Below are 12,407 nucleotides of genomic sequence, written 5' to 3' on the forward strand. Positions count from 1 at the left end.
GAGAAGCGTTCTTGTTCGTGTTTGCGGGGGAATTGTTGACGATTGTGACGGAGGCGTTGCGGGGCGGGCGAGACGCGAAGGAATGGCTAAGTGGCCAGGTGTGACGGGCTTGCCGGGCGGGCTGGAGTGGATACATCGCATCTGGCTACGCGTGACAGCAAAACGATAAAGCGACTGCATTGAAAGCAATCCAGGTAGGGCGCATCATGCCGGCGATCACCGTTCGAAATTTGCCTGATGAAGTGCATCGCGCACTTCGGATTCGCGCGGCCCGGCACGGGCGCAGCACCGAAGCCGAGGTGCGCGACATCCTCGAGCAGGCCGTCTTGCCAGGTGGGCGGCTCAAGCTCGGAACGTTGCTGGCGGAAATCGGGCGAGCGGCCGGCGATGCCGACTTCAGCGTCCCGCGCGACAAGACGCCAACCGAGCCGATGGGCTTCGAATGATCCTGGTTGATACGAACGTCATGTCCGAACCGTTGCGGCGCGAGCCGAGCGCGGCGGTGATCGAGTGGCTCGATGCACAGAACGTCGAGACGCTGTTTCTATCCGCGATCAGTCTCGCGGAATTGCGGTTCGGCGTGGCGGGATTGCCGGAAGGGCGCAGGCGTGACTGGCTGCATCAAGGCATCGAGCAGCGTGTCGTTCCATTGTTTCGAGGCCGGATCCTGCCGTTCGACGATGCGGCGAGCAAAGCGTACGCGAGCCTTTGCGCGCGGGCGCGTGCCGCAGGCACCGCGCTTGCCGTCGTCGATGGTCACATCGCCGCGACGGCCGAGGCAAACGGCCTGATCGTGGCGACACGCGACGTCGCGCCGTTCGAGGCGGTGGGGCTTCGGGTCATCGACCCGTGGGCGCGATAGTTTGCGATTGTCGGCCCTTTTTCCGCGCCGAAACGGAAAACGCGCCGGCAACGCGGCGCGTTCCGAATCCGGCAAGCTCGCCCGCTCCCCGAGGTGATGCCGGGTGGGCGCGAAACTTCCGGAACGGTGTCAATCCACCCCGTGGAACACCGCGTCCTCCGGCCCGAGGTACGCCGGCGGGCGCCACGTCGCGTCGCGCATCGAATGCTGGACGAGATTCTCGACCCCGAGGAGCACCGCGAAGATCGCCATCCGTACCGGGATGCCGTTATCGGTCTGGCGGAAGATCGCGAGGCGCGGGTCGCGATTCAGGTCGACCGACAGGTCGTTCGCGCCGGGCCGGCTGTCGCGCGGCAGCGGGTGCATGATCAGCGTGTCGGGCTTGCACGCCGAGTCGACGAGCGCCTGGTTGATCTGGAAATCCGGCGTATAGCCTTCGAACGACTCGTCGGTGAAGCGCTCCTTCTGGATCCGCGTCGCATAGACGACGTCCGCGCCGCGGAGTCCGGCCGCGAGGTCGGTCGTCTGCTCGATCACATGGCCGTTCGTCGCGATCTGGTCGACGATGTACGCCGGCATCTCGAGCGTCGGCGGCGAGACGAGCGTGAACTTCAGCCCGCGGTACAGCGCGAGCAGCTTGACGAGCGAGTGCACGGTGCGGCCGTATTTCAGGTCGCCGACCAGCGCGATGTGCGCGCCGTCGACAATCTTGCCGAGCCGCGAGAACTCGCGCTGGATCGTATAGAGATCGAGCAGCGCCTGGCTCGGATGTTCGCCGGGGCCGTCGCCGCCGTTGATCACGGGCAGGTTGGTCGCGCGCGCGAACTCGGCCACCGAGCCTTTCTCCGGATGGCGGATCACGAGCGCGTCGACGTAGCCGGCCATCACGCGGCTCGTGTCGTAGATCGATTCGCCCTTGGCCATCGACGAGAACGTAAAGCCCGTTGTATCGCACACCGAGCCGCCCAGCCGGCAGAAGGCCGCGCCGAACGACACGCGGGTGCGCGTGCTGGCCTCGAAGAACAGGTTGCCGAGCACCGCGCCTTCCAGCACGCGCGAAATCTTGTGGCGGCGCGCGATCGGCTGCATCACATCGGCCACGCGGAACAGCGCCTCGACCGAATCCCGCGAGAACTGGTCGACCGAGATCAACTGCGGTTTGCCTTCGAACAGGAACTGCTTCGAGAGTCCCTGTTTATCTACGCTTTGCGTATAGTCTCCGCTGTCCGGCACCGCGCGCTCGACGATTTCCGACACGAAGCGCTCGACGATCTCCGGCATCCCGCGCGATTCCTGCGAGTCGTCGGGCAACAGCCAGGTGTCCAGCGCACGCCGGCTGACGCCGATGCGACTGGCGAACGCTTCGCGGGTCATATTGAGGCGGCGCATCGCGTCGCGGAGGAAGGCTTGTTGGGGAACGGTCATCGGCGGCTCCTGGCGAAAAATATACGCGGTGCGTATATTAGTTCGTGGCGCAATGAAGTCAAGAAAAATCTGCGCGAACGGGCTGTGTGGCGCGTGTGACACGTGGCGGGTTCGTACTGGCACACCGCGTCCGTCTCCGTATAATCAGGTCAGGCCCCGTGCCCGGCATCGTGCCGGGCGCCATGCCGCAAACGAATCGCCCGGTCGGGCTTGTTGACTCGAAGGAGAATGAGAATGACGCGTACGATTGCTGCAATGCTGCTGGTGGTGACCGCCGCGCTCGCCGGTTGCAATACGGTCGCCGGCGTGGGCCAGGATATTTCGAAGGGCGGCCAGGCGATCAGCGATACGGCTGAAAAGGCAAAGTAAGCCGACCGGTTCCGGAATGCAGAAGGCGCCGGGCCGTCCCGCGATTGCGGGGCGGCCCGGCGCCTTTTTTTCGGCCGGTGCTGGCGCCGGCGGCGTCAGGCGTGTTCGACGAACGCGTAGCGGCCTTCGACCTTGCGTGGCGCAAACCAGCCGTAGTCGGGGAACATCCGGTTGCGCACGTACCAGACGTAGCCCACCAGCAGGGCCGTGATCACGAGGCTCGGCAGGGCGGACGACGGATCGCGTCCGAGCTCGGTGACGGTCTTCGGCAACTGCAGCAGCGACAGCAGGATGAACGCGTGATACGCGCCGACGCGATGGGTCGCAAAGCCCCAGATGAACAGCAGCGACAGCGGCACGGTCAACGCGAGGAATACGGCCACCAGGCCCGTGCCGGCGCCGGTTACGAAGAAGTAATACGCGAGCATGAGGCTGATCGCCAGCTGGGCGATGCCGAGCGCGACCAGAATCCGGACATGCACCTTGTTCTTGCGGCAGCGTTCGGGGTCGGGGCGCGACGCGATCAGGTGCGCGAGCACGCGATCCTTGAGCCCCTGTCCCGACAGTTCGGCCAGTGCGTCGGCCTTCCGCGTGCCCGCCGAGAGCAGCACCGCGATTCTGGTTTTGGCTTCCTTCCTGTTCATTGCGTGGCGGATTGTTGTTCGATGGTTGTCAAAGGTTCCGGCCACGCGAATATTGCATCTTGCGCAGTGGTGCGCAACGGTTTTGCGGTGCGCGGACACATTCCTACAGTCACCGGCTGCAGGGCGGGAGCGCAGGGGGCGACTGGCCGTGCGACGGACGGAGTCGCCGCCGTTTCCGCCACGACGCGCTGGCGCGAGTCAGTCGGCGGCGGTCTGCGCGGCGGGCGCGGGGCTGGCCGGCCGGCCTGGATTCTCCGGGTGCGTAGTGCGCGCTTCGGCAGGCGGTTCGCGCCGCCGTGTCGCGCCGACGAGCATGCCGGCGACGACGAGCGCGATACCGGCAACGCGCGTGCCGGTCAACGGTTCGGCGAACAGCGCGATCGCGAACAGTACGGCCGAGACCGGTGCGACCGCCGTAAACAGCGCGGCTTCGGTGCCGCTCGTGCGCGCCGAACCGGCATACCAGCAGAGGTAGCCGAGCACGGTCGGCACCAGCGCGTAGTAGGTGATCGCCGACACGGCGCCGACGGTCCAGCCGTTCGCGACCGCACGCCATTCAAATGCAGCCGGCACGAGCGCGAGCACGAAGCCGAGGCCCGACATCGCGGTGGACAGCGCGAGGGGCGGGAACGGCGCGGCAAGCCGCCGGTTGAGCAGGATGAAGACGGCTTCGCACGCGACGGCGGCCAGCACCAGTGCATCGCCGGCAAGCGTCTGGAGCGACGGCATCGCCTGGCCGGGCGTGAACGTGACGAACACGACGCCGGCCGTGGCGAGCGCGGCGGCCAGCCAGTCGCGCGGCGTCTGCCGCTCGCGCAGCACGACGGCCGCGATCAGCGTCGACATCGCCGGCAAGGTGCCGAGCATCACGCCCGCGTCGAGCGGCGACGACAGCTTTGTGCCGCTGATCAGCAGCACCGTGTAACCGACGCCGCCCGCCGCGGCCTGGATGACGAGCAGCACGCCGTCGCGCACGGAAATGCGCGGCCAGCGCATGCGCTGCGCGCGCATCAGCGCGAACAGCAGCGGGGTCGCGATCAGGAAGCGCAGCGCGGTGGCCGCGAACGGCGGCAGGCCGCCGGCCGCGAGACGGCTCGCGATGACGGTGCTGCCGACGCCCGCCATCGCGGCGGCGAGATAGAGATAGCCAATCAGTCGTGTCTTCATGCGCCGCATCGTCGCGTACGGCGGCAGTGTGCGTCTTGAACGAAATTGCAGCGGCGGGGGCGCGAGCGCGGGACGCGGTGCGCTGCGGACTGGCACATGCGTCATCGGGCGCAGCCGCCGCCGACAGCAGCTTGCGCAGGGGGCTTGCGCCGAGGTGACTGCGGCGTCAAACGGCCTGCGTGAATTGCCCCGGCGTGATCCCGAACTGGCGCGCGAACGCGCGTGTCAGGTGACTCTGGTCGGAAAAACCGGCTTCGGCCGCGGCATCCGCGATCGGCAGGCCGTTGGCCAGCAGCGCGCGCGCCAGCCGCGTGCGCGACTGGATCAGGTACGCGTGCGGCGTGATGCCAAGCTCGCGCGCAAAGCCGCGCAGCAACTGGAAGCGGCTGATACCGCTCATGCCAGCCAGCTCGGCGAGCGAAACGGGCGCGGCTGGCGCCGAGTCGAGCCGCTCCCGGGCGACCCGGACGGCCGGTGCGACACCGATCGCCGGCAGCATGCGGTTCGCGTGCCGGGCGAGCAACCCGGCGACGAGCATCACGAGCGCCTCGTCGCGGGCGAGCGGCCGGGATTCCCCGGCGACGATGCACGCATGCAGCCGGCCGACGGCGGCCGTGAGCCGCGCGTCGCGCACGGCCGGATGCGCGAGCTCGACGCCGCCCAAGCCCTCTTCCGCCGCGACGCCCGCGACCAGCGCGGGTGCAAGGTACAGCATCCGCCAGCACCGGCCCGTGCCGGCGTCGATCGGCGAGCCGTCGTGCATCTCGCCCGGGTTGACCATGATCGCGTCGCCGGCCAGCGCGTCGACCTGCCCGCGGCCGCTCCACGACCGGTGCGCACCGCTGACGATCACCCCGACCCCGAATTCGTCGTGCGCGTGGCGCGGAAACGCGCGGTCGGACTCGAGGCTGATCGCCTCGATGCCTTCATCGGTGCGTCGGTAGTGGGTGACACGGTGCATGTGTGCTCCTCGCGCCGGTCGCGGCGCGGATCACGAGCACTTTAGCGCGTTCCGGCGCCGCGCGCCCTTCATCCTTTTGGCGGATACCGCGCGGCGCGCGCAGCCCGCACCATGTGCACATCTGCAGCGTACATGGCCCGCCGGGCCTGAAGCTGCGCGGGAGACGGCAGGTGGAACGACAGGATCCGGTATTCATTCAGGTTGGCGCGCTCGCGGACGGTTTCGCGCCGGAAGCGAACATCCTCGCAGCCGTCGATGCGCTCGCCGGGCGCACGCTCGCGCTCGGCGACGCGTCAGGCGCATGGCGTGTCTACACGTTCGAGCCGGGCGCGCTGCAGTGGCGCGACGCGGCGACCGACACGGGCGGCCGCGCGCCGTGCCGCGTGACACGGCTGCGTGACGGACTGTACTTCGTCGACTACATCGATTCCACCGTCCGGGCGACGTCGGCTAGCCTCGTGGTCGATCTCGACAACGGCGTGTGGACGTCGGTTGTCGGTACGCTGCCGACGGAAGCCGATACGCGCATCGATGCATTCACGCGCGTCGCACGCGGGTTGCCGCTGACCGCCGTCGATGCGGAATTCCGCCACGGCACGCTCGGTGGTCACGCGCAGCCGGGGCCGCTGCATGCGCCCACGCGCGAGCTGATCGGCAAGCGGACGATGTACCGCTACAGCCCGACCGAATGCTACGAGCACATCTACCTGAACGAGAACTTCTACGCGTGGCAATGCCTGCAGGGAGTCGAAGCCGGGCTGGCGGATGTCGACCGCTGCCATTACTTCAGGATTGCAGACGAGCTTTATCTGTTCGTATGGCGCGAAAAGATCGTACCGACGCTCGGCGTCGTGCTGATCGATCTCGCGCAGCGCAAGACCGACGGCAAGATCTTCGGCTACCAGGGTGGCGATTTTGGCACGTTGTCGAATTTCCAGATCGGCGCTTATGCCCAGGTGCTGAACGAAACCGTGCATCCGCTCGGCAGTGAGGCGCAGCGATGAATGCCGTGCTGGGCAGTGGCCGCCTGCGTGCGGATTTCAGCGGGCGTGTCGTGCTCGTCACCGGTGCCGCCCAGGGGATCGGTGCGGCAATTGCGCGCCGCTTCGCGGAATCCGGCGCGTTCGTCGCGGTCGCCGACCTGAACGGCGATGCGGCGGCCGCGCAGGCCGACGCGCTGGCCGGCGCGGGCGGCCATGCGCGCGCGTATCGGGTCGACGCCGCCAGCCGCGACGAGCTGGGTGCGCTCGTTGCGGCAGTCGAGCGCGATGGCGGCCGGCTCGATGTCGTCATTCACAACGCCGCGTATTTCCCGCTGACACCGTTCGCGAAGATCGACGAACCGACGCTCGACCGGACGCTGTCGGTCAATCTGTCGGCGCTGTTCTGGCTCGCGCAGGCTGCATTGCCGGCATTCGGGCGCGCGGGTGCCGGGCGGCTGCTCGTCACGTCGTCGGTGACGGGGCCGCGCGTCGTCTATCCGGGGCTCGCGCATTACGCGGCGTCGAAGGCCGGCGTGAACGGCTTCATTCGCGCGGCGGCGCTGGAGCTTGCGCGCCGCAACGTGACCGTCAACGGCGTCGAGCCGGGGATGATCCGCACGCCAGCGGCCGGCAATCTCGGCGATGCGTCGGTCGCCGCGCAGATCGCGCGCGATATTCCGCTCGCGCGGATGGGCGAGCCGGAGGACATCGCGAACGCGATGCTGTTTCTCGCGTCAGCCGATGCCGCGTACATCACCGGGCAGACGATCGTCGTCGATGGTGGTGCGACGTTGCCCGAGAGCGGGGCGGTGCTTGGCGGCGCGTGACGGTTGACCGGGTACCGACCGTTGGAACCGGGCGGTTCCGGCCGCCCGCCGCGAGCTCGCGCCGCAGGCTCGGTGCGCTCCGGCGCGGGATCTGCGCGCGCGTCAGTCCGGCATCCCGTCATGGTCCCCGAGCGGCCTGGCGGGCCAGTCCACCCAGCGGTCCGCGCGGGTCAGCTCATACGCCTCGTTCATCGGGTAGCGGATGCGGTTGTCGTCGCGCGGGCGTTCCCCGATCACCATCAACCTGACTTCGTCCCTCGTGTTGTTGATGAAGGTGTGACAGATTCCGGTGCCCGCCGGAAACGCGACGGAATCACCTTCGGCAACGGGGTAAAGGACGCCGTCGATCCACACATCGGGATTGCCTTCGAGCACGTACACGAACTCCTGCTCGGTGCTTTCGGCATGCGGATAGGACGTCCGTCGACCCGGTAGAAGCCTCACGTGATGAATGCCGATACGCGTGATGCCGAGCTCGGCGGAAAGCGGTGCGTCCAGCGCCATCGGCTCGGTATCGCCGCGATAGCAATGCGCTTCCGGCTCTTCGAGCTCGGTCCAGTGCTTGATGAAATCGGGGCGGATCATCGATTGCTCTCCTGTTGGGTGATATCGAGGGGGCGGTTCTGGCGCCGACGTCGGCAGTGATGTGCGCCCCATCGCTGCGAATGGGCGTCGGCCGATAAGGCGCTAGCTTGCCGGCCAATACGAAACGACGGTCGCTCGTGGCGGCTTCCGGGCGGCGGGATGCGCGGCCCGGAAGTCGCCGGCGAAGCGATCAATGACATTTCAATCCGAGGCGCACCTTGTTGCACTGCGTAAATGACGGACGCGATGCACCTGTGCCTGCTGCCTGCTGCCGCCTGTCGTGGCGTATCGCCTCGATTACAGCCAGCCGTTGCGGATGAATTCGACGATCGAATAGCGGCGGTGCTCGAGGTCGTGTTGCCGGACGGCGTCGACGATGCGCGACACGCCGTCCGCGTAAGGTGTCGCGCCCACCACGCGCGATTCGAACTGCAGGCTGCATGCGCCGTCGTCGATGCGTATCCGGTGAATCGCGTGGCGGCCGAGCTGATCGTCGGCAACCGCGAATTCGCTGCGTTGCACGTCCGGGTCGCGCACGGAGCGAATGTCTTCCGGCCGCACGCCGAGCGACTGGCCGATCCCGACGGCCGTGCCCGGGACGGACGTCTTGCCGGCCTGGTGCGATTCCGTCAGGGTGATCCGGCAGTCATGAAACAGGTGGCCGCTGGTTTCCAGCATGCTCATGAATTTGAGCATCAGGATGTTCGTGTTCGGACACAGTACGACCGGGAAAGCGTGCGTGACGGTTTCGAGCTCGGAGCCGGTCGACAGCTCGACGAGCGGCGATGCGGTGGCTGCGCAGAACGCGATCGCGGCAGGGAGTTCGCGGCCGGAACCGGCATGCACGACGATCGTTCGGGCAGCGCTACGCTGCACGTCGTTTTGCGCGCTGTCCGACCACGGCATCACGCGACAGGTTGCCGGGTCGAGCCGGTGCGCGTCGAGCAGTTCGTTGGCCAGCTTGCCGGTTCCTACGACGAGTACTTGCATGGAATTGACGGGTTGAGGTTCGGGATTCGTAACGAGCATGGCGCCGGCCGTCGGGTTGCGCGGCACGGTCGCGGCGCGTGCCGACGTAGCGGCCTCGCGCATTATGCCCGGCCGCCAGCCTGCGCGCCCGCCGGGCCGCGCAGGCGGCGATACGGTGCGTCAGCTCGCCGACACCGCAGGCAGCCACGAATTTGCTGCGTTCTGCGCGGCGAGTTGCTTGGCGATCGAGCGCGCGAGGCGGTCGGTGTCGGACGCCACCGTGTCGTGCTTCGCTTCCGACACGCCATGCATGCCGGCGCCGACTGCTGCCGACGTCGCGAGGCGGCCGGCTGCCGCGCCAACCCCGGCGGTTTCGACCATGCCGGGCATGTGGCCGCTATTGGCACTGGCCGAGAACGTGCCGAGCGGCTGCGGCGCGCCGTACGCCGGCCGGAACACCACGGTGACCGCCGCACCCACTTCGCTCTTGCCGGCGCCGAGCCCGATCAGCGTGCGGCGGCGACGGTTGCCGGCGTCGATCGTCTCGAACCGGCCTTCGATCACCAGCGCGTCGCGGCCGTCCGGCACCGGGCCGCGCAGCGCGGGGATGCCTTGCGACCGGAGTTCGCGCACGAGCGCGTCGGCGAGCTGATCGCGGGTCTTCAGCGCACTCTGCTGGCGCTGCGCGTCGGCGGTTGATCCCTTAGCGAGGGCCGCGAGCTTGGCGATCATCCCGCCGTCGGTCTTGACATCGGTCGTGTCCACGTCGAACGGGGACACATAGACGACGTCCGCGTGAACCTGCGACTGCGTGCGAGCCGCCGGCGCGGCGGTCATGGCCGTGGTCGCGGTCGACGCACAGCCGGTCATCGCGAGCGCGCTGGCGATCAGCGCGACACTGGTCAGACGTTTGGCATGTGCGGAAAGGGTGTGAAGGGAACTGAACATGTCGATCTCCGGGGCCTGGATGAAGTTGTCGATACGGTCGCAGCATTCAGGAGCGCGAACGATCGGAAGCGGGGCGTGATCGCTGGCGAGGGAGAGGTTTCATGCCGTTGCGCAACACGCAGGCGCAAGTATGCGGAGGTCGAGGGTGATGCGCCACGCAGGAATGATGTCGGCGTATGTCACGCGCCGGAGCGTGTGGACAAGCCAGGCGGTCAGGTCGCCGGGCAGGCAGGCCGGCAGACGGACAGTCAGGCCGAAAGCGATCTTCGCGCCGTCACGGACGGCTCGAGCGGCAGCGCAACGACGGCCTCCAGGCCGCCGCCATCGCGGTCGCGAAACGTCAGCGAACCGCCGTGCAGGCGGGCGATCCGTTCGACGATCGCAAGCCCGAGCCCCGTGCCGCCCGCATGGCTGCGCGCGTTTGCACCGCGGCTGAACGGCGCCTTGAGCCGCTCGAGTTCCGCCGCGCGGATGCCGTTGCCGCGATCGCCGACGACCGCATACGCGACGCCGTGCTCGGTCCAGGTCCGCACGCCCAGCCCGGTACGACCGTACACGACCGCGTTCTGCATCAGGTTCATCAGCAGCCGCATCACGCTGATCGGGCGGAACGCGAACGCGGGTACGTCGCCTTCGTCGAATTCGAATTCGTGACCGAGCCCCGCGAAATCCGCGACAAGCTGGCCGATCAACGCATTCAGGTCGCCGGGCTGCGGTGTTTCTCGCTCGCCGCTGCCCGCGTAGTCCATGAATTGCTGGAGGATCGTATCGATCTGGTCGAGATAATGCTCGGCCGATGCAGTGAGTGCGTCGTGCGTGCCGCGCGGCAGCGCCATCGCGATCGCCAGGCGCAGCTTGGTCAGCGGCGTGCGGATGTCGTGCGACACGCCGGCCAGCATCAGCGAGCGGGTCGCTTCGGCCTGCTGCAGCGCATCGGCCATCCGGTTGAATGCGCGGCTCACGTCGGCGATTTCGGTCGGGCCGTCGGTCGGCAGCGGCGGCGGGCGCTCGCCTGCGCTGACGCGCTGCGCCGCCCGCGCCAGCGCGTCGAGCGGCCGGTTCAGGTGGAGCTGGATCAGGTAGCCGGTCAACGCCGCCAGCAGCGCCAGCCCGACCGACAGCACGAGGGCGGTCGTAATGCCGCTCGCCTGCGCGTCGGCGGCCATCGGCAGCGGTACCCAGACCGGCGAGCCGGCCGCATGCAACCGGATCCACAGGCGTTCGTCGTCACCCGATTGCCAGCGCGCCGGCAGGTCGGGCGGCAAATGGCGTTCGAGCGCCTGCATGAACACGTCGCGCTGCCAGGTGCGGAAGAAGGCCGCCAGGTTCGGCGCATGCGGCGGCGTGGCGGGCGGCGGCGAGGCCTGGCCGCCGAACTGCGCGGCCACCATGCGGCCGGCGTCGGGCGGCATGCCGGCCAGCGTATGGTCGAGCAATTGCACGTAGTCGGAAAAGATGATCGATGCCCGCTCGATGCGCGGACGCTGCACGTAGTGCAGCAACACACCGAGCGAACAGGCGAGCGACAGGGCGACGAGCGCCACCAGCAGCGCGATGTTGCGCGCGAGCAGCGAGCGCGGCAGCGGGATGCGCATCACGCTTCGACGCCGGCCACCAGCATGTAGCCGATGCCCCAGACCGTCTTGATGAAGCGCGGCTTGCCGGGATCGTCCTCGACGATCTGGCGCAGCCGCAGGATCTGCACGTCGACGCTGCGGTCGAGTGCGGCGTGGTCGCGGCCGCGTGCGCGGGCGAGCAGGTTCTCGCGGCTCACCGCGCGGTTCGGCGACGAGCCGAGCGCGTGCAACAGCAGCATCTGCGCCGAATGGATCTCGACGGGCACGCCGTCTCGCATCAGCGTCTGCTGGCCGACGTCGAACGTGAATGCGCCGAAGCGCAACTGCTGCGACGTGACGGTCGGCTCGCCGGCCGCCATCTTCTGCCGCCGCAACAGCGCACGGATGCGGGCCACGAGTTCGTCGGGGAGAAACGGTTTCGCCAGATAGTCGTCGGCGCCCGTCTCGAGGCCGACGACCTTGTCCGCAGCGTCGCCTTTCGCGGTGAGCATCAGGATCGGCAGCGTCTGGCCTTCGGCGCGCAGGCGCCGGCACACGCTCAGGCCGTCCTCGGGCTCCATCATCAGATCGAGCACCAGCAGGTCGTACGGTTCGCGCTGCAGCAGGCGATCGAGGCGCTTGCCGTCGGCGACCGCGCGAACCTGAAAGCCGTGGCCGGTCAGGAAGCGCTGCAGCATGTTGCGCAATTCGGCTTCATCGTCGAGCACGACGATCCTGCAGGACTGTTCCATCGACTGCCTCCCGGTGCGTGCGGTGCGGCCGGACTCGTGTCCGCGATCAGCGGGCCGCCATGCGCTGGCGCATGAACCCGGCGAGCTGCGCGAGCGTGACGTAGCCGTTGTGCTGCACGTCGATCTCGTCGAAATGCTGCGCCACCATCGGCATGCCCGCAGCGGCCTGCTCGCGGGTGAGCTTGCCGTCGTGCGTCGTGTTCGCGTTGGCGAAGCGGGTCTGCAACTGCATCAGCGCATGCTCGGCGCGTGCGCCGCCGGCCGCCGCGCCCGGCGGCATCTGCTGTGCCGACGCTGCTGCTGAGACGATACACAAAACGACGGCGGCAATCATCTTCTTGATGGACTTCATGGGGTTT

At 68.1% G+C, this 12,407-nt stretch carries 15 protein-coding genes; 5 read left to right on the forward strand and 10 right to left on the reverse strand.

Translation table 11 applies throughout. From position 1 onward, the window contains the following. Positions 1–206 precede the first annotated feature (206 nt). Positions 207–446, forward strand: a complete 240-nt coding sequence (locus tag ACWMMN_RS21545; RefSeq protein WP_256087293.1) for a FitA-like ribbon-helix-helix domain-containing protein — start codon at positions 207–209, stop codon at positions 444–446. Beyond that, complete coding sequence (locus ACWMMN_RS21550) at positions 443–862, forward strand: type II toxin-antitoxin system VapC family toxin (protein ID WP_059239811.1); 420 nt, start codon at positions 443–445, stop codon at positions 860–862. The genes ACWMMN_RS21545 and ACWMMN_RS21550 overlap by 4 nt, the downstream gene beginning before the upstream one ends. Before the next feature lie 129 nt (positions 863–991). Here ACWMMN_RS21550 and ACWMMN_RS21555 read toward each other — a convergent pair whose 3' ends face one another. Continuing rightward, positions 992–2,287 carry an aspartate carbamoyltransferase gene (locus ACWMMN_RS21555; protein WP_059239813.1) on the reverse strand — a complete coding sequence of 432 codons (1,296 nt, stop codon included), beginning with the start codon at positions 2,285–2,287 and terminating at the stop codon, positions 992–994. A gap of 234 nt (positions 2,288–2,521) precedes the next feature. On the opposite strand from ACWMMN_RS21555, the gene ACWMMN_RS21560 reads away from it, so the two are divergent. After that, positions 2,522–2,656 (forward strand): entericidin A/B family lipoprotein, encoded by a 135-nt coding sequence (locus tag ACWMMN_RS21560; protein ID WP_021158165.1) that lies wholly within the window; start codon positions 2,522–2,524, stop codon positions 2,654–2,656. A gap of 95 nt (positions 2,657–2,751) precedes the next feature. On the opposite strand, the gene ACWMMN_RS21565 is transcribed toward ACWMMN_RS21560, so the two are convergent. The 3 genes from ACWMMN_RS21565 to ACWMMN_RS21575 all read right to left on the reverse strand — a co-directional run bounded on the left by ACWMMN_RS21565 (position 2,752) and on the right by ACWMMN_RS21575 (position 5,428). Beyond that, positions 2,752–3,300, reverse strand: a complete 549-nt coding sequence (locus ACWMMN_RS21565) for a permease (protein WP_174991365.1) — start codon at positions 3,298–3,300, stop codon at positions 2,752–2,754. A gap of 198 nt (positions 3,301–3,498) precedes the next feature. Then, a complete protein-coding gene (locus tag ACWMMN_RS21570; protein WP_059240947.1) occupies positions 3,499–4,467 on the reverse strand; it encodes a DMT family transporter in 969 nt (322 codons plus the stop codon). 166 nt (positions 4,468–4,633) lie between these two features. After that, a complete protein-coding gene (locus ACWMMN_RS21575; RefSeq protein WP_486423929.1) occupies positions 4,634–5,428 on the reverse strand; it encodes an AraC family transcriptional regulator in 795 nt (264 codons plus the stop codon). 170 nt (positions 5,429–5,598) lie between these two features. On the opposite strand from ACWMMN_RS21575, the gene ACWMMN_RS21580 reads away from it, so the two are divergent. Together ACWMMN_RS21580 and ACWMMN_RS21585 are read left to right on the forward strand one after the other, a co-directional pair. Then, complete coding sequence (locus ACWMMN_RS21580) at positions 5,599–6,432, forward strand: molybdenum cofactor biosynthesis F family protein (RefSeq protein WP_059240946.1); 834 nt, start codon at positions 5,599–5,601, stop codon at positions 6,430–6,432. After that, positions 6,429–7,238, forward strand: a complete 810-nt coding sequence (locus ACWMMN_RS21585; protein ID WP_486423930.1) for an SDR family oxidoreductase — start codon at positions 6,429–6,431, stop codon at positions 7,236–7,238. The genes ACWMMN_RS21580 and ACWMMN_RS21585 overlap by 4 nt, the downstream gene beginning before the upstream one ends. A gap of 102 nt (positions 7,239–7,340) precedes the next feature. Here ACWMMN_RS21585 and ACWMMN_RS21590 read toward each other — a convergent pair whose 3' ends face one another. From ACWMMN_RS21590 to ACWMMN_RS21615, 6 genes are all read right to left on the reverse strand, one after another. Next, the gene (locus ACWMMN_RS21590; RefSeq protein ID WP_174991361.1) at positions 7,341–7,823 is read right to left on the reverse strand and encodes a cupin domain-containing protein; all 483 of its coding nucleotides are present in this window, start codon (positions 7,821–7,823) and stop codon (positions 7,341–7,343) included. Between the two features lie 297 nt (positions 7,824–8,120). After that, positions 8,121–8,813, reverse strand: a complete 693-nt coding sequence (locus ACWMMN_RS21595; RefSeq protein WP_486423931.1) for a dihydrodipicolinate reductase — start codon at positions 8,811–8,813, stop codon at positions 8,121–8,123. 159 nt (positions 8,814–8,972) lie between these two features. Then, on the reverse strand, positions 8,973–9,740 hold the full coding sequence (locus tag ACWMMN_RS21600; protein WP_486423932.1) for a DUF4410 domain-containing protein: 768 nt from the start codon (positions 9,738–9,740) through the stop codon (positions 8,973–8,975). 248 nt (positions 9,741–9,988) lie between these two features. Further along, positions 9,989–11,335 (reverse strand): ATP-binding protein, encoded by a 1,347-nt coding sequence (locus tag ACWMMN_RS21605; RefSeq protein ID WP_486424086.1) that lies wholly within the window; start codon positions 11,333–11,335, stop codon positions 9,989–9,991. After that, the gene (locus tag ACWMMN_RS21610) at positions 11,335–12,048 is read right to left on the reverse strand and encodes a response regulator (protein WP_059239830.1); all 714 of its coding nucleotides are present in this window, start codon (positions 12,046–12,048) and stop codon (positions 11,335–11,337) included. Before ACWMMN_RS21610 ends, ACWMMN_RS21605 begins: the two co-directional genes overlap by 1 nt. A 46-nt stretch (positions 12,049–12,094) precedes the next feature. Then, positions 12,095–12,400, reverse strand: a complete 306-nt coding sequence (locus ACWMMN_RS21615; RefSeq protein WP_174991357.1) for an EF-hand domain-containing protein — start codon at positions 12,398–12,400, stop codon at positions 12,095–12,097. Positions 12,401–12,407: the final 7 nt, after the last annotated feature.

It is taken from the genome of Burkholderia cepacia complex sp. TUM26381 (assembly GCF_057439935.1).